Origin of the sequence: Streptomyces sp. NPDC053560, assembly GCF_044544605.1 — a bacterium.
Taxonomy (GTDB): domain Bacteria; phylum Actinomycetota; class Actinomycetes; order Streptomycetales; family Streptomycetaceae; genus Streptomyces.
Genome location: NZ_JBITXI010000004.1, coordinates 331,973 through 352,516 on the forward strand (window position 1 = coordinate 331,973; position 20,544 = coordinate 352,516).

Below are 20,544 nucleotides of genomic sequence, written 5' to 3' on the forward strand. Positions count from 1 at the left end.
TGCGGGCATACGGAGAGCGCAGACATACGGAAATTGCGGGCATACGGAAAGGGTGTGGCCCGGCCCCAGTGGTACCTGGGGGCCGGGCCACACCCTTGAAAAACTTGTGGCCTCCCGTCGGAGCCCCATAGGCCCCGTGAGTCTGGGGCCGTGCGCCGGAGCCCGTGCGCCGGACGCATTGCCGGGTTCAGCAGGTCCGGCGACGGTAAGCAGGCGCGCGTGCGAGGGAGACGGGACGGGGACGACGTACGACGGCACCGGAGGCGGGCGACAGCGGGCGCCGGGAGGACGACAGGCCCCCGCTGGACGGCCCGCGTCGCGGAACCGCACGCGGCCGGGAGGGCACGCAGGCGTGCTCCACCGGCCGACCGGGGGCGGAGGGGGTCAGTGGCCCTGTTCGTCCCTGCGGCGCTGCCAGCGTTCTTCGATGCGCTCCATCATCGAGCGCCGCGACCGGGACGTACGGCGGGACTGTCCGCCCCCGCCACCGCCTCGGGCGGCCCCCGCTCCGGTCTGCTGCTGCTCACCCGGCTTGGGTGCCTTGCGCCAGCTGGTGACGGCCAGGACCGCGCAGCCGAGCATCACGAGGAAGCCCACCACGCTGATCCAGATCTGCTGTGCGACCATTCCGGCCATGAGGAGCGCGATACCTACCAGGAAGCCCACGACCGCTTGGTAGACCCGTCGCCGGGTGTACGTACGCAGCCCGCTTCCCTCAAGCGCTGTCGCGAACTTCGGATCTTCGGCGTACAGCGCTCGCTCCATTTGCTCGAGCATGCGCTGCTCGTGCTCCGAGAGCGGCACGGAGTCCTCCTACTCGTCGGTCGCGGGGGGCGACCGGGTGCGACCCTTTCAGGATAGGCAGGGAATCGCCCCCGTGAAACCCGCCCCTCTACGCCAATTCACTGTCCGCGCCACCATGGTGGCCGGTGGTGATGCACCCTGCATTCCCCAACCGCCCTCACGCCATGCCGGACGTTGTACCTCCGATCATACGGGGCGAAGCGGCTGATCGGGGGGCCTGTGGCCGACTGCACCTGCCGACCGGTGTCCGCCCCGGGGCGAGCGACCGGCCGGTGCGGGTGCCGCGGCCCGTCAGCCGCGCTCGGCGAGTACGTGCAGCTGGGTGGCGACGGAGTGGAAAGCGGGCAGCTCCGCGGCCGCCGCCTCCAGCTTGAGCAGGGCGTCCATGGCTCCCGGCTCGGTGTCCACGAGCACGCCGGGGACCAGGTCGGCGAAGACCCGTACGCCGTGCACCGCGCCGACCTCCAGGCCGGTACCCGTGACCAGCTCGGTGAGCTGCTCAGCGGTGAAGCGGCGCGGCACCGGGTCGCCGTCGCCCCAGCGACCCGCGGGGTCGCTCAGGGCGCGCTGCGCCTCCGTAAAGTGACCGGCGAGGGCGCGGGCCAGCACCGCGCCGCCCAGGCCGGCGGCGAGCAGGCTCAGCGTGCCGGCGGGGCGCAGCGCTTCGACTGCGTTGCGGACGCCCTCGGCGGGGTCGTCGACGTACTCCAGGACGCCGTGGCAGAGCACCGCGTCGTAGCCGCCGCGCTCGACGACCTCGAAGAGGCCGTGCGCGTCCCCCTGGACGGCGCGCACCCGGTCGGCCACGCCCTCCTCGGCCGCCCGGCGCTCCAGGGCGAACAGGGCGTTCGGGCTGGGGTCGACCACGGTGACGCGGTGGCCGAGGCGGGCGACGGGCACGGCGAAGTTGCCGGTGCCGCCGCCGGTGTCCAGGACGTCGAGGGCGTCATGCCCGGCGGCCTTGGCCCGGCGCTCCAGGGCGTCCTTCAGGACCTCCCAGACCACGGCGGTACGAAGGGATGCGCGCGGGCGCAGCGGGTCAGACACGGCGGGTGGCTCCTCGCGAGGACATGTACTGATGAGGCGCCTCCCACCCTATGGGGTCGCACCGCCTCCGCCACGACCGAGCACGGCCGAACCCCTCCGGAGGCCCGTCGGAAGCCCGCTCCCGGCCTTTCCGGACCGCCCGCATCGGCACGCACCCGCCGCCTTCCCCGCTTGCGCGCCCCGGAAAGCTCCGCGACACTCCGGCCGGCCCCCCGGATTCACCGGGTGTCCGGGGAGAGACCGAGAGGGAATGCGGCCGGGAGCGCCCCGGGCAGAACCGGCCGGGAGGGAATTCCCTTCGGCTGCCGCCGCGGAAAGCGGGCGCCCGTCGGCGCGGGGCGAGGAAGTCGTCCTCCGCCCCGGAGGGGGAAGGAAAGCCCGCGGCGGGAATCGCACGGCACGGAATGCGCTCCGCCTCGGTCCCTTCCGGTGGGCATGCTCGGGTGAGCATGTTCCGGTGGACAGGCTCCGGTGGGTGGGAAAAGCGCCCGGCATTTCACGGAAACCGCCTCCCTGGAGCGGGCCCCGCTCCGCCTTTCCCGCGCCGGTCGCCGCCGTCGCTCGTACCGGAACTCGACCCCGGCCCCGGTCCCGACCCCAGCTCCGGCCTCCGATGGTCACCCCCTCACCCCGCCCGGGACCGCGGTGGCGGAAGGAGGGGCTGGAGGGCGAGGAGGCGCTCTATCAGGCGGAGGAAGTGGGCGGTGGCGCGGAGGAGGTCGTCGGCCTCGCGGGGGCCGGCCGCGCCGGGTATGCCGGCCTCCGCGCGGGCCCGGCGCTCGGCGCCGGCCTCGAACAGGGCGCTCCACTCGGCTAATTCGGGCGCGACCTCGGGCAGCACCTCCCAGGCGCTGCGGATGCGCTGGCGGCGGCGGAGGGTGGGCTCGGGCCGGCCCCGTACGGCGAGGACGGCGGCCGCGCCGCGCAGGGCGGCGAGGTGGGCGGTCGCGAAACGCTCGTTGGGGGTTTCCAGGGAGGCGGCCTCTTCCAGGCCGCGCTGGGCCTTGGCGAGCAGCTCCAGGGCGGCGGGCGGGGCACCCGTCCGGCGCAGAACGGGATGGACATCGCTCGGGGGACCGTACGCAGCGGAACCTGTCCCATGGGGACGAGTTGCCATGACGAACCTCCTGTCGTCGCATAACGGTTCGGAACCGCTCACACCATCGTGAGGCACACCACTGACAATCGGCCTGACCTGGACTTTCCCCCTGTAGCCGAGATCACGCCCCGGAAACACCACGAAAACCCCCGGCCGACTTGCGCGCACCCCGGCACCGTGCGGCATACTTTTTGAACTGACTGGTCAGTTCAAGAGGGAGGGAACGTGGACAGCACCCCGCACGGGGCGGCGGTCAAGGCCCAAGGACTCGGGGTCAAGGGACCTCGCGGCTGGGCGTTCCAGGACGTCGACATCACGGCCGAGCCCGGCGCGCTGATCGCAATCGAGGGGCCGTCCGGCTCGGGCCGTACGTGTCTGCTGCTCGCGCTCACCGGACGCATGAAGACCGCGGCGGGCAAGGCCCGCGTGGCCGGCCTGTCACTGCCGAAGAAGATGGCCGCCGTACGGGGCGTCACGTCGCTGGCCCATGTGCCCGGCGTCTCCGAGCTCGACCCGGCCTTCACGGTCGCCGAGCACCTGCACGAACGCGCCCTGCTGGAGCGCCGCTTCGGTGGCCCCGTACGCGCGCTGCTGCGCCCGCGCCGTGAGCGCCGGGCCGAGGCCCGGGACCGGATCGACACCGCACTGGAAGCCGCGGGCCTCGACCCGGAGACGCTGCCCAAGGGCGTACGGACCTCCGTACGGGACCTGGAGCGGCTGGAGGCGCTGCGGCTGTCCGTCGCGCTGGCGCTCATCGGCTCGCCGCGGCTGCTGGCCGTGGACGACACCGACATGAAGCTGTCGGACGAGGAGCGGGTGCAGGCCTGGGCGATGCTCCGCGGGCTGGCGGAGGCCGGCACGACGGTACTGGCGGTGTGCAGCCAGGCCCCCGAGGACGCGGTCGTGGTCTCCACGGCGCGCCGCCCGGAGAAGCCGCGGACCGAGCAGGCCGAGCAGGCACCGAACAATTCGGCGGCCGGGCCGGACGCGCCCGAAGCCACGGAGAGCGGCACGGAGAAGCCGGACGCCGCTACGGGCACCGAGAAGAACATGAAGAACGAGGAGGGGGCGGCGGATGCGCTCGCCGAAGCTGGCCGCGCTTGAGCTGAAGCGGTTCGGCAGGGGGAAGTTGCCGCGTGCGGCGCTGGTGGCCCTGCTGTTGCTGCCGCTGCTCTACGGGGCGCTCTACCTGTGGTCCTTCTGGGACCCGTACTCGCGCCTGGACAAGATCCCGGTCGCGCTGGTCAACTCCGACCGGGGCGCCTCGGCGGAGGGCAAGCAGGTCAACGCCGGTGACGACCTGGTCGACGGGCTCAAGGAGAGCGACACCTTCGACTGGCACCCCGTCAGCGCCTCCGACGCCTCCAAGGGGCTGGAGTCCGGCGCGTACTACCTGTCGCTGACCGTGCCCGACGACTTCAGCAAGCGCATCGCGTCCAGCTCCGGCGACGACCCGGTGACCGGCGAGCTGAAGGTCCGCACGAACGACGCGAACAACTACATCGTCGGGCAGATCTCCCGGTCGGTCTTCTCCGAGGTGCGCGCGGCGGCCTCGGCGAAGTCCTCGCGCACCTTCCTCGACAAGATCTTCGTGTCCTTCTCCGACCTGCACGACAAGACGAAGGAGGCGGCCGACGGCGCCTCCGAGCTGAAGGGCGGCATCGGGAAGGCAAAGAAGGGCACCGGTGACCTGAAGGACGGTCTGGACACCGCCAAGAAGGGCAGCGGCGACCTGGCCGACGGCGTGGACACCGCCAAGAAGGGCAGCCACGACCTGGCGAACGGCCTGAAGGACCTGGACTCCGGGGCCGGCAGGCTCGACACGGGGGCCGGCAAGCTCTCGACGGGCGCGGGCCGGGTGGCCGACGGCACCCAGCAGCTCGCCGACAAGGTCAACGCGGCGAACAAGGAGTACGGCCCGTTCGTGCGCGCGCACGGCAAGGAGATCGGCAACGCCGCGCGCCTCGTGGCCGACGGCTCGCAGGCCGTACGGGACAACCTCGACAAGCTCCCGAAGGCCGCCTCCGACGGCGCCACGACCTCCCGTGCGCTGGCCAACCAGGTGGCGACCTTCTACAAGCTGCGCTGCGAGAAGCCCCTGACCGACCGCGACCCGTCCTGCACCACGCTCAAGGACATGCGCGACAGGTCCGACGCGGCGGCCGACAAGGCCGAAGAGGTCAGTGGGCTGGTCAAGAACGAGAAGAACCTCGCCCAGCTCAACAAGGACCTGGGCACGCTGCACAAGCTGGCCGTCACCCTGGCCGATCACGGCCCCACGCTGGGCAAGGACCTGGACGCCGCCGTCCAGCAGATCAACCAGCTCAACAAGGGCGCGCACACGGTGGCATCCGGAGCCGACAAGCTGGCCGCCGGAGCGGGCGACCTGCACAAGGGCACCGGCACCGCCAAGCAGGGCGGCAGCGACCTGGACAGCGGTCTGGGCAGGCTGCAGACCGGCGCCGGCGACCTCGACGAGGGCGTGGGCAAGCTCAAGAACGGCGCCGACACCCTCAACGGCGGCATGTTCAAGCTCTCGGACGGCTCCTCGAAGCTGTCCGACGGGCTGCACGACGGCGTCAAGAAGATCCCGGACTACGACAAGGACCAGCGGGACTCGCGGACGAACGTGATGTCCGACCCGGTGCAGCTCGCCTCGGACTCGGCCCACAAGGCGCCCAACTACGGCACGGGCTTCGCCCCGTACTTCATCCCGCTGTCCCTCTGGGTCGGCGCGATGGTCGCCTACATGCTGATCCAGCCGCTGAACCGGCGTGCGCTGGCCGCCGGCGCGAGCGCCTGGCGGACCGCGGTGTCCGGCTGGCTCCCGGTGTTCGCCATCGGGGTGCTGCAGATCGCCGCTCTGATGTCCGTGCTGCACTTCGGACTGGGCCTGGAGATGATGCACGCGGCGGGCACGATCGGGTTCCTGGTGCTGGCCACGGCCTGCTTCTCGGCGATCGTGCAGTGGCTGAACGCGCAGTTCGGCGCGGCGGGCCGGATCCTGGTCCTGGCGCTGCTGATGCTCCAGCTGACCTCAGCGGGCGGTACGTACCCCGTGCAGACCAGCCCCGGGTTCTTCAACGCGCTCCACCCGTACCTGCCGATGACGTACATCGTCGGGGGCCTGCGCCGCCTCATCACGGGCGGTGACCTGACACCCGTGTGGCAGGGCAGCATCGTGCTGGCGCTCTTCACCGTGGGCGCGCTCGCGCTCACCACGTGGACCGCGCGCGGCCGGCAGGTCGTACGGATGAAGGACCTGCACCCGGAGCTCAGCCTGTGAGCGCGCGCACCGCGGCGTCGGGGTCCCGGGCGGCGACGTCCGGGGCCCGGCGGGTCACCTCCGCGTCACGTCCCGTGAGGGCGGGCGCCGCGGTGCCGCCCGCAACGGGCACAATCGCCTCCATGGACAGCTCCAACACGCGTCGTGAGGCGACCCGGCGCAAGCTCTTCGAGGCCGCGGTGACACTCATCGCCGAACAGGGTTTCTCCTCCACCACGGTGGACGAGATCGCCGAGCGGGCGGGCGTGGCGAAGGGCACGGTCTACTACAACTTCGCGAGCAAGAACGTGCTCTTCGAAGAGCTGCTGCGGCACGGCGTGGAGATGCTGGCAGGCTCGCTCCAGAACGCCGCCGACGAGGTGGCCGAGCGGGGCGGCTCCCGGATCGACGCGCTGGACGCGATGATCCACGCGGGGCTGTACTTCATCTCCCAGTACCCGGCGCTCACCCAGCTCTACGTGGCCGAGCTGTGGCGCACGAACCGGACGTGGAACACCACGCTGATGATGGTGCGGGAGCGGGCCGTGTCCGTGGTCGCCGAGGTCATCCGCGAGGCGGTGGCCGCCGGCGAGCTGAGCGAGGAGATCGACATCCCGCTGACCGCCTCCGCGCTCTTCGGGATGGTGCTGGTGGCCGCGCTGGACTGGCAGTCCTTCCAGCCCGACCGGTCGATCGACGACGTGCACGCGGCGCTCTCCCGCCTCCTCCAGGGGCGGGTGAGCGGTCATCAGGGCGAGGGCGGCGCAGGCCCCGTGGCCGCTCCGGGCCCGTCCTGAGGATGAGCACCCAGCCCTGAGTACTCGTACTCAGTGGAGGAGATGAGTAGGTACGCGGATGGGCCGCGACCTGCGCGGACGAGAGAGTGGAGACCACGGAGGGGAAGCCGGCACCGGGACCGCCGACACGGGGCGGCGGAACGGTGCGGCCTCCCCGACGTGGCAGGGGGAGCCACGGGGGACACGGGGCTCCACGGGGGGTCACGGGGGAACGGGGCTCCACGCTCCGCGGGGGAACACGGGGGAAGCACGGGGGCCCCGGGAAACCCGGGGAGTACGGGGGAAGCACGGGGGACGCGCTGTCCTGGTCGGATCGAAGGGGGAACGATCCGTGCCAGGGCAGCGCGCTTTTTCGTGCCCGGGTTCTTGTGCCCGGGCTTTCGTGCCCGGATTTTCGTATCCGGGTTTGTTGCCCGGGTTTATTGCCCGGGTTTGTTGTCCGGCCCCGGCGCGGGAGGCCGCCCGGCGGCGTTGTCAGTGGTCGCCGATAAAGTCACGGACATGGCACGGATTGCGATGATCGGCGCCGGGACGGGCGCGATGGCGGCCGCCGCCCGGCTGGCCGTCGCGGGCCACCGGGTGGCGGTGTGGGAGCGCGGCGGGACCTACGGCGGCTCGCTGGGGCGGTTCGAGCGCGCCGGTTTCGGCTTCGACACCGGCCCCGGGCTGCTGCATCTCCCCGCCGTGCACCGCGACCTCTTCGTCAAGACCGGCAAGGAGCCGCTGGAGGACGTCGTCGACCTGGTGCAGGTCGACCCGGCGAGCCGGCACGTCTTCCCGGACGGCACGGACGTCGCCCTGCCGAACGCCTCACGGGCCGGGGTCACCGAAGCCCTGGACCGCGCGCTGGGCGCGGGCGGCGGCGAGCGCTGGAGCGAACTGCTCGGCCGCGCGCGGGAGGCCTGGGACCGGACCCGGCGGCCGCTGCTGGAGGAGCCGCTGTGGTCCGACTGGCAGGTGCTGGGGCGCGAGCCGTACCCCGCCGTGGGCCGCAAGGGCCTGCTCAAGCGGCGCCCGGCGCGCACCCTCGCCGAGGTCGCGGCCCTGGAGCTGAAGGACCCGCGGCTGGTCGCGCTGCTGGAGAGCCACGCGCTGGCGTACGGCTTCGATCCGCGCGAGGCCCCCGCGAGCGCCACGGTCCTGCCGTACATGGAGCAGACCTTCGGCACGTGGTACGTCGGCGGCGGCATGCGCGCGCTGGCCACCGCGCTGTACGAGCGCTGCCTGGCCCGCAAGGTGGAGTTCACTTTCGGGGCCGAGGTGCGGCGGCTGGTGCGCAAGGACGGCCGGGTGGCCGGGCTGGAGCTGGCCGACGGGAGCGTCGAGGACGCCGATGTGGTGGTCGCGGGCGTCGACCCGTGGACGCTGGCCCGGCTGACCGGCGACTCCCCCGGCGCCGCCGGGCAGGTCCGCGGCACCGGCGACGTGCTTCCGCCGGCGGCGCCCCCGAGCGGGCGGTTCAGCGTGCTGCTGGCGCTGCGCGGCGGCCGGCCGGCGGACGCGGCGCACCGTACGGTCGTGCACGCCGCGGACCGGGAGGCGGAGCTGACGGCCGTCTACGGGGGCGGCGGGCTGCCGCAGTCGCCCACGGTGACGGTGCTGCGCCCCGACGACCCGGCCCAGCGGCCCGATGACGGCCACGAGGCGGTGACCCTGACGGTCACGGTCCCGGCGCACGCGGCGGGCGGTGCCGGCGGGGTGGACTGGACGGCGGCCGGCGTGGCCGAGGGGTTCGCGGACCGGGTCATTGCCGCGGCCGGCGCCGCGGTGCCGGAGTTGCGGGACCGGATCCTGTGGCGCGAGATACGGACGCCGGCGGACACCGCCGCCGATACGGGCGCGGCGGGCGGCGCGGTGCCGGGTCCGGCGCTGGCCGGGCTGGACGGCCGTGCCCTGGTCCCCGCCAATGGCACGCGGATACCGGGGCTGTACACCGCGGGCGGCTGGTCCCACCCCGGCGGCGGCCTGGCCCATGCGGGCATGTCCGGCGCGCTGGTGGCGGGCCTCGTCGTGCACGGCGACGACTGGCACGGCTCTCAGTAGCGGCGACACGCGGCAGCGGGCACCTGCCGGGCGGTGGGGAGCCGGCCCCGGGATCACCGGGCAGTCGCCGGCAGGCGGCGGGCCCGATCGGACCGGGGCGGCCGACGCGTCAGTAGCGGTACTGCTGCCCGTCGTACCCCTGCTGGGGCGGGTAGCCGTAGCCCTGGTGCTCCGGCTGGTACTCGGGCTGCTGCGGGGGCTGTTCGGCGCCCGCGCGCTGCTGGGGGACCCAGACGCCGCCGGGCGGGGTGTCGGGGCCCGCTCCGTAGTACTGGTCGTCGTAGCCCCCGCCGTACTGCGGAGGGACCTGGCCGCCGTGGCCGTACGGGTCGTGCCCGCCGTAGGGGTCGGAGGCGCCGCCGTAGGGGTCCTGCTGCGCGTACGGGTCGGCGTAGCCACCGTGGCCGTCGCCGTAGCCGCCGTAGGGGGCGTCGTAGCCGTCGTGGGCTGCGGCGGGCTCGTAGTAGCCGCCGTACGGGTCGTGCTGCGGGTGGCCGGGCCGGGCATCGGTGCTGTAGATGCCGTACTGGCCGGTCTCGTCGGGCATCGGCTCCGGGGCGTAGACCGGCGTGACCCCGGTGGCGTCGGCGTACGGATCGGCGTAGCCGCCCGGGTGGGCGTCGTAGGCGTCCGCGTACGGCGCTGCCGCGTCGGGGGCGTGGCCCGCGGGACCGTCGTACCCGCCCGGCATCCCGTCGGCATCATCGCCGTGGCCCGCCGCGTTCTCCTGCGGGCCGTCGTAGCCGTCGGCCGGGTCCGGGCCGGTCTGCGGCGCGGAGGCGTCCGGGGCGGTGCCGGCCGCGGCCGGGGAGCCGCCGCGCCGGCGGCGGCCGACCTTCGGTCTCCCCGCGGCCAGCGCCCAGCCCATCGTGAAGCCGCGGCGGAAGGAGAGCGTGACGTAGGTCTGGCCCACCGCGAAGGCCGCGGCGCCGATCGCGATGACCACGATCGACGGCAGCACCACGCCGATGACGACGCCGAGGAAGCCGGTGAAGGCGAGCAGCCGCCAGCGCAGCCGGGCCTTGTACTGGAGCAGTACCTCGCTCAGCAGCCAGAGCGCCACGATGCCGAACGCGATGTAGAGGATCGTCCAGCCCATGTACGCCCCTGTTTCCGCCGCTGCGGGCACGTGGTCAGGTCTGCTGGTGCAGACCCAGATTCTCGTAGATTTCCAGCGTCGCCGTGGAGTGGTTCAGGGTAATGAAGTGCAACCCGGGAACGTCCTCGGCGGTCAAGCGTGCACACAGCTCCGTGGCGTACTCGATGCCAATGGAGCGTACAGCCGCCGGATCGTCCTTGACCGCAAGGATGCGATCCGCCAGCTCCGGCGGGAATGCCGCATTGCTGAGCTGGGCGAACCGCTCGATCTGCCGGACGTTCGTGACGGGCATGATCTCCGGGATGATCGGCGTTTCGCAACCGGCGGCGGCCACCCGGTCACGAAGGCGCAGATAGTCCTCTGCGTTGAAGAACATCTGGGTGATCGCGAAGTCGGCGCCCGCTCGGCACTTGTCCACGAAGTGCCGGATGTCGGTGTCCCAGTCGGTGGAGCGCGGGTGCATCTCGGGGAAGGCCGCGACGCCGACGCAGAAGTCGCCGGACTCCTTGATCAGCCGGACCAGCTCGGCGGCGTACTCGATGCCCTCGGGGTGGCGCACCCACTCACCCATCGGGTCGCCGGGCGGGTCGCCGCGCAGCGCGAGCATGTTGCGGATCCCGGCACCGGCGTACTGGCCGATGATGTTCCGCAGGTCGGCGAGGGAGTGATTGACCGCCGTCAGGTGCGCGACCGGGGTGAGGGTGGTGTCCGTGGCGATCCGCTCGGTCGCGCGGACGGTGCCCTCACGGGAGGTGCCGCCGGCGCCGTACGTCACGGACACGAAGGTCGGCGCGACGGCCTCGATCCGGCGAATGGCCTTCCACAGAGTCCGCTCGCCCTTCTCGGTCTTGGGGGCGGCGAACTCGAACGAATAGGACCGCTTGCCCGAAGCGAGCAGTTCACGCACCGTACGCGCGCGGTCAGTCCTGGTGGAAGGGGTACCTAGGGCCATACCGGCAGGTTAACCACCGGCCTGGCAGGCCCCCAACCACGCCTGGCGGAATGCCCAGGTTTGCCGGGCTCCTGTTCACCAGTCGGACACTTCACGTCAGACCACTGCTCACCGCCCCGGGGTTCGTGACGCTCCGTATGCGCGCGGCGTCACTCCGGGTGCGCGTCGCGCTCAGGCGTCGTACGCGCGGATCCGCTTCGCCAGCGCGGCCGTGGCGGCGCCGGGGTCCTCCGCCTCGGTGATCGCGCGCACCACCACGACGCGGCGGGCGCCTGCGGCCAGCACCTCGTCCAGATTGTCCGCGTCGATGCCGCCGATGGCGAACCAGGGGCGGGCGGGGCTCTGCGCGGCGGTGTAGCGCACGAGGTCCAGGCCGGGGGCGTGCCGCCCGGGCTTGGTGGGGGTGGGCCAGCAGGGGCCCGTGCAGAAGTAGTCCACGCCCGGCGCGGTCAGGGCGGCGTCGACCTCCGCCTCCGCGTGCGTGGAACGGCCTATGAGCACGTCGTCGCCGAGGACGGCGCGGGCCGCCGGGACCGGCAGGTCGCCCTGGCCGAGGTGGAGCACGTCGGAGCCGATGGCGTGCGCGACGTCCGCGCGGTCGTTGACCGCGAGCAGCTTGCCGTGCCGCTTGCAGGCGTCGGCGAAGACCTCCAGGTGGGTCAGCTCCTCGCCGGCCTCCATGCCCTTGTCGCGCAGCTGCACGATGTCCACGCCCGAGGAGAGCACGGCGTCCAGGAACTCCGGCAGATCGCCCTGCTCCTTGCGTGCCCCCGTGCAGAGGTACAGCCGGGCGTCGGACAGGGCCTGTCGTGCGGTGCTCATCGGGTGCTCCCCCAGTCCGGGCGTACGGACCGGATCTGCCGGTCCGTACGCCCTGCGGTTACGGCGGTGATGACGGGTGTGTCAGACGGCGAGCGCCTGCGCCCGGCGCTTCACCTCCGTGCCGCGATTCTCGCGCAGCGCCTGCGCCGGCGTCCCCGGCAGGGTCTCATCGGCGGTGAACAGCCACTCCAGCATCTCCTCGTCGGTGAAGCCGTCGTCCCTGAGGAGCGTCAGCGTCCCCACCAGGCCCTTGACGACCTTTCCGTCCTTGATGAACTCGGCCGGCACATGGAGGGCCCTGTTCTCACCGCGGCGCACCGCGATCAGCTGGCCCTCCTTGACCAGCTGCCGGACCCGCGTCACCTCGACGCCGAACTCCTCGGCGATGTCGGGAAGCGTGAGCCAGGCGGAAACCAGTCCATCGATCTTTGCGTCAATCTCGGTCACACCCCAAGCGTGCCATCCCCCACTGACAGTCGGTAGCCGGGCATCGCCATCAGTGCACACCACCGGCCACACCAGGGGTCGGACCGCCCCTCAGAGCCCGGACAGCGCAGCCGACTTCAGCGGCACCGAGGCGTCGGCGGCGCGTGCCCGGTCCAACCGGGCGCCGCGCTCGATGAGTTTGCGGCCCTGCGCCAGATCGCGCGGCCGGCCCACCGCCAGCAGCGCCACCAGCGCGCCCTCCCGCAGCCACAGCGCCGTCCACGCCGCGCTCTCCGGGTCACCGCGCCAGATCAGCTCGTCGGCGACCGGGCTGTACCCGGCGCACTGCACGAAGCGGCCGAACTGCTCCGACCAGAAGTAGGGCACGGGGTCGTACACCGTGCCCTCCGCCTCGCACCGGGCGATGTTCGTGGCGACCGTGCGCGGCCCCTGAAGGGCGTTGTCCCAGTGGTGCACGAGGAGGCGGCGCCCGTAGCGCGCGGACGGGAAGGAGGCGCAGTCGCCGACCGCGTACACATCGGGCAGCGAGGTGCGCAGCCGCTCGTCGGCCCGTACGGAGCGGTCCTCGCACAACTCGACGCCCGAGCCGGCCAGCCAGTCCGTGGCGCACCGCGAGCCGATGCCGATCACCACGGCGTCCGCGGGCAGCGACGTGCCGTCCGCGAGCACGACGGCGCCCTCCTTCACCGCGGCGACCCGGGTGCCCGTACGGAGGACGGCGCCCGCGTCGGCGTACCAGCGGGCCATGTGCGCTGCGACCTCCTCGGGCAGCGCGCCTGCCAGCGGGCGGTCGGCCGCCTCGACGACGGTGACCGCGCAGCCGGCCTCACGGGCGGCGGTGGCGAACTCCGCGCCGATCCAGCCGGCGCCGACCACCACGACGCGCTGCTGCGCCGAGAGCACCGGGCGCAGCCGCTCGGCGTCGTCCAGGGTGCGCAGCACGTGGACGCCCGGGACGTCCTCGCTCCCGGGGAGGGTGATCGCCTCGGCCCCCGTGGCAATGACCAGGCGGTCGTACGGAACGGGGCCGGTGTCCGTCAGCACCTCGTGGGCGTCGGCGGCGAGTCCGGTGACGCGCCGCCCGAGCTCCAGGTCGATGCCGAGGGAGGCGAAGTCGACGTCGAAGGCCGAACCGTCCGCCTTGCCCAGCAGCACCGCCTTGGAGAGCGGCGGCCGGTCGTAGGGCGGGTGGGGTTCGGCGCCGAGCAGGGTGATCGTGCCGCGCCAGCCCTGTTCGCGCAGGGCAACGGCGGTCTGCACGCCCGCCATCCCCGCGCCGACGATGACGACGCGGCGCGAGCGGTCGGGGGTCCGCGAGTACTTGCTCTGCTGGCTCACTCGATCACTCTAGGACGCGGTCCTTCGACTGGCTCAGCACCGCGCGACGAGATCTCTGACACAGGGTCACGGTCCGGCCGCGCAGAGCACCCTTACGACGCGTCGGGCACGCGTACTACTCTGACGGCACTTGTACTCGCGGGAGCCCGGACGCACCGGGCTGAGAGGGAGGCTGCGGCGGCCTCCGACCGTACGAACCTGATCCGGGTCATGCCGGCGAAGGGAGGGGCTGGACACTCATGCATCCACCTGCAGGTATGTCGCCGGGGACGGCTTCCGGGCACCCCGACGTGGTGATCGTCGGGGGCGGTCTGGCGGGGCTCGTGACGGCCTGGCGCGCCGCCCAGCGGGGGCTGCGCACGACGGTCGTGGATCCGGCGCCGGGCGGCGGTGCGGCACGCGTCGCGGCCGGCATGCTGGCCGCCGTCACCGAGCTGCATTACGGCGAAGAAACGCTCCTTGGGCTGAATCTCGACTCTGCCGCGCGCTACCCGGTGTTCGCCGCCGAGCTGGCCGAGGCGAGCGGCCAGGAGCTGGGGTACCGGCGGTGCGGCACGCTCGCCGTGGCCCTGGACGCCGACGACCGCGCCCACCTGCGCGAGCTGCACGCGCTGCAGCGCCGCTGCGGCCTGGACTCGGAGTGGCTGACCGGCCGCGAGTGCCGGAAGCTCGAACCGATGCTCGCGCCGGGCGTGCGTGGCGGACTCCGGGTGGACGGTGACCACCAGATCGACCCGAGGCGGCTCGCGACGGCCCTGCTGACGGCCTGCGAGCGGGCCGGGGTGGCGTTCGTGCGGGACCGGGCCGGACAGCTGTCCGTCGCCGACGGCCGGGCCACGGGCGTCGAGCTGGCGGACGGCACGGCGCTGCCGGCGGGGCAGGTCGTGCTGGCGGCCGGCAGCTTCAGCGGGCTGCTGGCCGGGGTGCCGGAGCACGTGCGGCCGCCGGTGCGGCCGGTCAAGGGCCAGGTGCTGCGGCTGAAGATCCCCGCCGCGTACGGTCCGTTCCTGTCCCGCACCGTGCGTGCCGTCGTACGCGGCGGCCCGCTCTATCTGGTGCCGCGCGAGAACGGCGACATGGTCGTCGGCGCCACCAGTGAGGAGCTGGGCTGGGACACCACGGTGACCGCGGGCGGCGTCTACGAGCTGCTGCGCGACGCGCACGAGCTGGTGCCGGGCATCACGGAGCTGCCCCTGGTCGAGACGATCGCCGGGCTGCGTCCGGGCTCGCCCGACAACGCGCCGCTCCTCGGGCCCAGCGCGCTGCCCGGCCTGCTGATGGCCACCGGCCACTTCCGCAACGGTGTGCTGCTCACCCCGGCCACCGGCGACGTCATGGCCCACGCGCTGACCACCGGCGAGCTGCCCGAGGAGGCGCGCCCCTTCACGCCGCTGCGCTTCGGGCCCGCGATCGCCTCTTCCCCCTCTTCGTCGGCGCGCCCCGCACTTCAGGAGCAGACCTCATGACCCTCCAGCAGGCACCCGAAGCCGCCTCCGGACCGGCGCCCGTGACCGTCTCCGTGAACGGCGAGCCCCGCGAGATCCCTGCGGGGCTGCCGCTCGACCGGCTCGTGGCAACGCTGACCACCGCCGCCAGCGGGGTCGCCGCGGCCGTCAACGAGGAGGTCGTGCCGCGCGGCCAGTGGCCGGCGACCCCGCTCGGCGCCGGGGACCGCGTCGAGGTGCTCACCGCGGTACAGGGAGGCTGATCCGTACAGATGACCGAAACGCACACCCTCGAAGAGACGGCCGCCCCCGAGGCGGCGAACGACGCGGCCCCCGAAGCGGACCCGCTGGTCATCGCCGGTACGGCCTTCCGCTCCCGGCTGATCATGGGGACCGGCGGCGCGCCGAGCCTGGACATCATGGAGCGCTCACTGCTCGCCTCGGGCACCGAGCTGACCACCGTGGCGATGCGCAGGCTGGACCCGACGGTGCAGGGTTCGGTGCTCTCCGTGCTGAACAGGCACGGCATCCGGACACTGCCGAACACCGCGGGCTGCTACACCGCCGGCGAGGCCGTGCTCACCGCCCGGCTGGCCCGCGAGGCGCTCGGCACGGACTGGGTGAAGCTGGAGGTCGTCGCCGACGAGCGGACCCTGCTGCCGGACCCGGTGGAGCTGCTGGACGCAGCCGAGACGCTGGTCGACGACGGGTTCACCGTCCTGCCGTACACCAACGACGACCCGGTGCTGGCGCGGAAGCTGGAGGACGTGGGGTGCGCGGCGATCATGCCGCTGGGCTCCCCCATCGGCTCCGGGCTCGGCATCCGCAACCCGCACAACTTCCAGCTGATCACCGAGCGGGCCGGGGTGCCGGTCGTCCTCGACGCCGGTGCGGGCACCGCCTCGGACGCCGCGCAGGCCATGGAGCTGGGCTGCGCCGCGGTGATGCTGGCCTCGGCGGTGACCAGGGCGCAGGAGCCGGTCCTGATGGCGCACGCCATGCGGCACGCGGTCGAGGCGGGCCGGCTGGCGTACCGGGCGGGCCGGATCCCGCGCCGCCACTTCGCCGAGGCGTCCTCGCCGACCGCGGGCCTGGCCGAGCTGGACCCGGAGCGGCCCGCCTTCTGAGCGATCTGCGCCAGGGGCGTGAGGCGGGTGGACGGCTGCTCGTAGACTCGTCTGCCGTGGACACCACCCTTCAGGACCCCCTGGTCGGACAGCTGCTCGACGGCCGTTACCGCGTAGAGGCGCGGATCGCCGCCGGCGGGATGGCGACGGTCTACCGCGCCGTCGACACCCGGCTGGACCGGGTGCTCGCCCTGAAGGTGATGCACCCGTCCCTGGTGGCGGACGCCTCCTTCGTCGAGCGCTTCATCCGGGAGGCGAAGTCGGTCGCCCGGCTGTCGCACCCGAACGTGGTCGGCGTGTTCGACCAGGGCACGGACGGTTCGTACGTGTACCTCGCGATGGAGTACGTCGCGGGGTGCACCCTGCGGGACGTGCTGCGCGAGCGCGGCGCCCTGCAGCCGCGCGCCGCGCTGGACATCCTGGAGCCGATCCTGGCGGCGCTGGGCTCCGCGCACCGCGCCGGCATGATCCACCGCGACATGAAGCCGGAGAACGTCCTGATCGGGGACGACGGCCGGGTCAAGGTCGCCGACTTCGGGCTGGTCCGGGCGGTCGACACGCACACCACGGCCTCCACAGGCACGGTCCTTGGCACCGTCGCCTACCTCGCGCCCGAGCAGATCGAGGACGGCGGCGCGGACACCCGCGCGGACGTCTACGCCTGCGGCGTGACCCTGTACGAGATGCTCACGGGCAGCAAGCCGCACGACGGCGGCACCGCGGCCCAGGTGCTCTACCAGCACCTCCACGAGGACGTGCCGGCGCCGTCCGCGCTCGTGCCGGGGCTGCCGCCGGAGCTGGACGATCTGGTGGTCGAGGCGACCGCGCGCAACCCCGAGGTACGCCCGCAGGACGCGGTCACGCTGCTCGCGCTGGCCAGGAACGCCCGCGCGGCGCTCACCGAGGAGCAGCTGGACGCGGTGCCGCCGGGCGCGAAGCCGGCGACCGGCACGGCGGGCTCGGAGGACCGCACGAGCGTGATCCAGCGCGCCGCCGCGGTACAGCTCTCGCTGCCCGGTACGGACGACGCCGACGACGCCGCGGGGCACACCAGCCTGCTGCCGACGGCGGCCGGCGCGAACGCGCGGACCGACCGGCTGCCCACGGCGGGCGGCGCGCGACGTGCCGGTCCCGCCCGCGTGCCGCGCCGCAGGACGCTCACCGTGGTGCTCGCGGTGCTGGCGGCGCTGCTGCTCGGCACGGGCGCCTGGTACGTCACCACGGGCCAGTTCACGACCGTGCCGGCGGTGCTGGACATGACGCAGGCCAAGGCCGAGCGGACGCTGCACGACGCCGGGCTGGACATGAACGTGGCGCACGCCTACAGCTCCACCGTGGAGCGCGGGCACGTGATCTCCACCGACCCGGAGAACGGCAAGCGCATCCGGGGCACCGGCACGGTCACCGTCACCCTCTCCAAGGGCCCGGACATCGTCTCCGTGCCGGACCTGTCGGGCACCCCGGTGGCCGACGCGCGGCGCAAGCTGCGCGACCGGGGGCTGACGCCGGGGACCGAGCGCAAGACGTTCAGCGACGAGGTGGCCAAGGGCTCGGTGATCCGTACGGACCCGGCCGCGGGGGCGAAGCGGCGGCCCGATACGGCGGTGGCGCTGACCGTGAGCCGGGGCCGCGCGATCGACGTGCCGGACGTGGTCGGCGACGAGCGGGCCGACGCGGCGGACGAGCTGCGCGAGGCCGGCTTCCGGGTGAAGATCGCCGCGCAGCCGGTGTACTCGCCCGAGGACAAGGGCACGGTCGCGCGGCAGTCCCCGGGTGAGGGGAAGACGCTGGGCGAGGGCGACACGGTGACGCTCACGCTGTCCAAGGGTCCGCAGCTGGTCGAGGTGCCGGACGTCGAGGGCGAGAAGGCCGCCGACGCGAAGAAGACGCTGGAGGACGCGGGCTTCGAGGTCGAGGTGAAGAAGCCGTTCCTCTTCCCGTCGGACACGGTCGACAGCCAGTCCGTCGACGCGGGCGACACCGCCCCGAAGGGCAGCACGGTCACGATCACGCTGGACAGCAAGCTGTGAGGCGTACCTGACAGCCGCAGGCGCCCGGCCGCCTGGCACCCTTGACGGGTGAGCACTTCCCCGCAGCGCGCCCGTGAGCGCAATCCGATCGGCGGCCACGTCCCGGTGGCCGGCGGTCTCGCCAAGGTCGGCATCCCGTACGCACAGGACATCGGCGGCGAGGCCGTCCAGGTCTTCGTCGCCAACCCGCGCGGCTGGGCCACCCCGCCCGGCAACCCGATGCAGGACGAGGCGTTCCGCGCGGCCTGCGCGGAGCGCGCGATCCCGGCGTACGTGCACGCGCCGTACCTGATCAACTTCGGTTCGCACACCCCGGCGACGGTCGAGAAGTCCGTGGAGTCGCTGCGGCACTCGCTGCGCCGCGGCCGGGACATCGGGGCGCTCGGCGTCGTCGTGCACACCGGCTCGGCGACCGGCGGACGGGAGCGGGCCACGGCGCTGGCGCAGGTGCGCGAGCATCTGCTGCCGCTGCTGGAGGAGCTGACGCACGACGACGACCCGTGGCTGCTGCTGGAGTCGACCGCCGGGCAGGGCGCCTCGCTGTGCTCGCTGGCGGAGGACCTGGGCCCGTACCTGGACGCACTGGACCGGCACCCGAAGGCCGGGCTCTGCCTGGACACCTGCCACGCGTTCGCCGCCGGGCACGACATGGCGGCGCCGGGCGGCACGAAGGCGCTGCTGGACGAGCTGGTGGCGGTGGCCGGCGAGGGCCGGCTGAAGCTGATCCACGCCAACGACTCCAAGGACGTGGTGGGGGCGCACAAGGACCGCCACGAGAACATCGGGTCCGGCCACATCGGCGCCGAGCCCTTCGGGGAGCTGTTCCGGCACCCGGCGACCGCGGGCGTCCCGCTGGTGATCGAGACCCCGGGCGGCAAGGAAGGCCACGCGGCGGACGTGGCACGTCTGAAGGAGCTGCGGGACGGCGGAGAACTTCCCGAGACCTCTTGAGGAATACCCTAGGGGGGTATACGGCGGTTCCCGCCTTTGGCGGGAACCGTTCCTTCTGAACGGAGGTCTCCATGCAGCACCAGCACGCACCCGCCGGACAGCACGCGCACGACCACGCCCCGGCAGGCTGGGCGATGGCCGCGAAGGCCACCCTGCACTGCCTCACGGGGTGCGCCGTCGGCGAGATCCTCGGCATGGTGATCGGCACCGCGCTGGGCTGGCACAACGTGCCGACGATGGTCCTCGCCATCGCCCTGGCGTTCGTCTTCGGCTACTCGCTCACGCTGCGCGGCGTCCTGCGGGCCGGGCTGGGCTTCCGGGCCGCCGTCAAGGTCGCGCTGGCCGCCGACACCCTCTCGATCGCGGTGATGGAGCTGATCGACAACGGCGTGATCGCTCTCGTACCGGGCGCGATGGACGCCCACCTGTCGGAGGGGCTGTTCTGGGGAACGCTGGCGTTCTCGCTGGCCATGGCGTTCCTGGTGACCACGCCCGTGAACCGCTGGATGATCGGCCGCGGCAAGGGGCACGCCGTGGTGCACCAGTACCACTGAGGCGGCCGGGTATCGCGGGAGTGCCGAGGGCGTACGGCTCAGAGTTCCGGGCCGTCGCCCGGTACCTCCTGGTAGGAGTAGCGCTGCTCGCGCCACGGGTCGCCGAGGTTGTGGTAGCCGCGCTCTTCCCAGAAGCCGCGGCGGTCCGCCCTCATGTACTCGATGCCGCGGACCCATTTCGGGCCCTTCCACGCGTACAGGTGCGGCACGACGAGCCGTACGGGGAAGCCGTGCTCGGCGGTGAGCAGCTCACCGTCCCGGTGGCTGGCGAACAGGCAGCGCTCGTCCGCGAAGTCCGCCAGCGGGATGTTGGAGCTGAAGCCGTACTCGGCCCAGACCATCACATGGGTGACATCGGGGTCGGGCGGCGCCAGATCGAGCACCGTACGCGTCAACACCCCGCCCCATTCGGCACCCAGCATGCTGAATTTCGTCACGCAGTGCATGTCGGCGACGACGGTGGCATACGGCAGCGAGGTGAATTCCTCGTGCGTCCAGCAGTGCTTGTCCCCGTCGGCCGTGGCGCCGAAGACCCGGAATTCCCAGCGTTCGGGGCGGAATTTGGGCACGGGTCCGTAGTGTGTGACCGGCCATCCGCGCTGCAGTCGCTGCCCCGGAGGCAGCTGAGGAAGCTCCTCTTCGCGGCTATCCGGCTGACCCATGTCTCCATGGTGTCAGACCGGAAGGGGTGCTGATGACCAGGGCGGGACCGATTCGGGCAACT

At 72.9% G+C, this 20,544-nt stretch carries 20 protein-coding genes and 1 riboswitch; of the genes, 10 read left to right on the plus strand and 10 right to left on the minus strand.

Annotated features, from left to right (window positions below; all coding sequences use genetic code 11):
- Positions 1-384: 384 nt before the first annotated feature.
- The 3 genes from ACIGQF_RS11255 to ACIGQF_RS11265 all read right to left on the minus strand — a co-directional run bounded on the left by ACIGQF_RS11255 (position 385) and on the right by ACIGQF_RS11265 (position 2,968).
- On the minus strand, positions 385-804 hold the full coding sequence (locus tag ACIGQF_RS11255) for a DUF3040 domain-containing protein (RefSeq protein ID WP_399708126.1): 420 nt from the start codon (positions 802-804) through the stop codon (positions 385-387).
- Positions 805-1,095: 291 nt separating this feature from the next.
- Complete coding sequence (locus ACIGQF_RS11260) at positions 1,096-1,851, minus strand: methyltransferase (RefSeq protein WP_399708128.1); 756 nt, start codon at positions 1,849-1,851, stop codon at positions 1,096-1,098.
- Positions 1,852-2,476: 625 nt separating this feature from the next.
- A complete protein-coding gene (locus ACIGQF_RS11265) occupies positions 2,477-2,968 on the minus strand; it encodes an SAV_6107 family HEPN domain-containing protein (RefSeq protein WP_361560722.1) in 492 nt (163 codons plus the stop codon).
- A gap of 207 nt (positions 2,969-3,175) precedes the next feature.
- Here ACIGQF_RS11265 and ACIGQF_RS11270 point away from each other — a divergent pair, with 207 nt between their 5' ends.
- Together ACIGQF_RS11270 and ACIGQF_RS11275 are read left to right on the plus strand one after the other, a co-directional pair.
- Entirely contained in the window at positions 3,176-4,054 is an 879-nt protein-coding gene (locus ACIGQF_RS11270; protein ID WP_399708130.1) for an ATP-binding cassette domain-containing protein, read from the plus strand.
- Positions 4,026-6,236, plus strand: coding sequence for a YhgE/Pip family protein (locus ACIGQF_RS11275; RefSeq protein WP_399708132.1), 2,211 nt, complete (start codon positions 4,026-4,028; stop codon positions 6,234-6,236). The genes ACIGQF_RS11270 and ACIGQF_RS11275 overlap by 29 nt, the downstream gene beginning before the upstream one ends.
- Here the strand turns inward: ACIGQF_RS11275 and ACIGQF_RS11280 are convergent.
- Entirely contained in the window at positions 6,226-6,360 is a 135-nt protein-coding gene (locus ACIGQF_RS11280) for a hypothetical protein (protein ID WP_361560731.1), read from the minus strand. The two genes, ACIGQF_RS11275 and ACIGQF_RS11280, sit on opposite strands and share 11 nt — an antisense overlap.
- Between ACIGQF_RS11280 and ACIGQF_RS11285 the strand changes: the two genes are divergently transcribed.
- Complete coding sequence (locus ACIGQF_RS11285) at positions 6,359-7,012, plus strand: TetR/AcrR family transcriptional regulator (RefSeq protein ID WP_399708134.1); 654 nt, start codon at positions 6,359-6,361, stop codon at positions 7,010-7,012. The two genes, ACIGQF_RS11280 and ACIGQF_RS11285, sit on opposite strands and share 2 nt — an antisense overlap.
- A 501-nt stretch (positions 7,013-7,513) precedes the next feature.
- Positions 7,514-9,055: a phytoene desaturase family protein gene (locus ACIGQF_RS11290; RefSeq protein ID WP_399708136.1), complete on the plus strand. Its 1,542-nt coding sequence runs from the start codon at positions 7,514-7,516 to the stop codon at positions 9,053-9,055.
- 109 nt (positions 9,056-9,164) lie between these two features.
- Here ACIGQF_RS11290 and ACIGQF_RS11295 read toward each other — a convergent pair whose 3' ends face one another.
- From ACIGQF_RS11295 to ACIGQF_RS11315, 5 genes are all read right to left on the minus strand, one after another.
- Positions 9,165-10,154, minus strand: coding sequence for a hypothetical protein (locus ACIGQF_RS11295; RefSeq protein WP_399708138.1), 990 nt, complete (start codon positions 10,152-10,154; stop codon positions 9,165-9,167).
- A 34-nt stretch (positions 10,155-10,188) separates the two neighbouring features.
- A complete protein-coding gene (gene metF, locus ACIGQF_RS11300; RefSeq protein WP_361560743.1) occupies positions 10,189-11,106 on the minus strand; it encodes a methylenetetrahydrofolate reductase [NAD(P)H] in 918 nt (305 codons plus the stop codon).
- Between the two features lie 171 nt (positions 11,107-11,277).
- Positions 11,278-11,928 (minus strand): thiamine phosphate synthase, encoded by a 651-nt coding sequence (gene thiE / locus ACIGQF_RS11305; RefSeq protein WP_399708139.1) that lies wholly within the window; start codon positions 11,926-11,928, stop codon positions 11,278-11,280.
- A gap of 81 nt (positions 11,929-12,009) precedes the next feature.
- Positions 12,010-12,375, minus strand: coding sequence for an Rv2175c family DNA-binding protein (locus ACIGQF_RS11310; RefSeq protein WP_346100301.1), 366 nt, complete (start codon positions 12,373-12,375; stop codon positions 12,010-12,012).
- Between the two features lie 90 nt (positions 12,376-12,465).
- Positions 12,466-13,644, minus strand: a complete 1,179-nt coding sequence (locus ACIGQF_RS11315) for an NAD(P)/FAD-dependent oxidoreductase (RefSeq protein ID WP_399708611.1) — start codon at positions 13,642-13,644, stop codon at positions 12,466-12,468.
- Positions 13,645-13,841: 197 nt separating this feature from the next.
- Positions 13,842-13,955, plus strand: a riboswitch (TPP riboswitch).
- On the opposite strand from ACIGQF_RS11315, the gene thiO reads away from it, so the two are divergent.
- The 6 genes from thiO to ACIGQF_RS11345 all read left to right on the plus strand — a co-directional run bounded on the left by thiO (position 13,953) and on the right by ACIGQF_RS11345 (position 19,820).
- Positions 13,953-15,179, plus strand: a complete 1,227-nt coding sequence (gene thiO, locus ACIGQF_RS11320) for a glycine oxidase ThiO (protein WP_399708142.1) — start codon at positions 13,953-13,955, stop codon at positions 15,177-15,179. It overlaps the preceding riboswitch by 3 nt.
- Positions 15,176-15,421: a sulfur carrier protein ThiS gene (gene thiS / locus ACIGQF_RS11325; RefSeq protein ID WP_399708144.1), complete on the plus strand. Its 246-nt coding sequence runs from the start codon at positions 15,176-15,178 to the stop codon at positions 15,419-15,421. The genes thiO and thiS overlap by 4 nt, the downstream gene beginning before the upstream one ends.
- A gap of 9 nt (positions 15,422-15,430) precedes the next feature.
- Positions 15,431-16,285, plus strand: coding sequence for a thiazole synthase (locus ACIGQF_RS11330; RefSeq protein ID WP_399708146.1), 855 nt, complete (start codon positions 15,431-15,433; stop codon positions 16,283-16,285).
- Positions 16,286-16,341: 56 nt separating this feature from the next.
- Positions 16,342-18,315: a Stk1 family PASTA domain-containing Ser/Thr kinase gene (gene pknB, locus ACIGQF_RS11335; RefSeq protein WP_399708148.1), complete on the plus strand. Its 1,974-nt coding sequence runs from the start codon at positions 16,342-16,344 to the stop codon at positions 18,313-18,315.
- 48 nt (positions 18,316-18,363) lie between these two features.
- On the plus strand, positions 18,364-19,266 hold the full coding sequence (locus ACIGQF_RS11340) for a deoxyribonuclease IV (protein WP_399708150.1): 903 nt from the start codon (positions 18,364-18,366) through the stop codon (positions 19,264-19,266).
- Positions 19,267-19,337: 71 nt separating this feature from the next.
- Positions 19,338-19,820, plus strand: a complete 483-nt coding sequence (locus tag ACIGQF_RS11345) for a DUF4396 domain-containing protein (protein WP_399708152.1) — start codon at positions 19,338-19,340, stop codon at positions 19,818-19,820.
- Between the two features lie 38 nt (positions 19,821-19,858).
- On the opposite strand, the gene ACIGQF_RS11350 is transcribed toward ACIGQF_RS11345, so the two are convergent.
- The gene (locus ACIGQF_RS11350) at positions 19,859-20,482 is read right to left on the minus strand and encodes a sulfite oxidase-like oxidoreductase (RefSeq protein ID WP_399708153.1); all 624 of its coding nucleotides are present in this window, start codon (positions 20,480-20,482) and stop codon (positions 19,859-19,861) included.
- Positions 20,483-20,544: the final 62 nt, after the last annotated feature.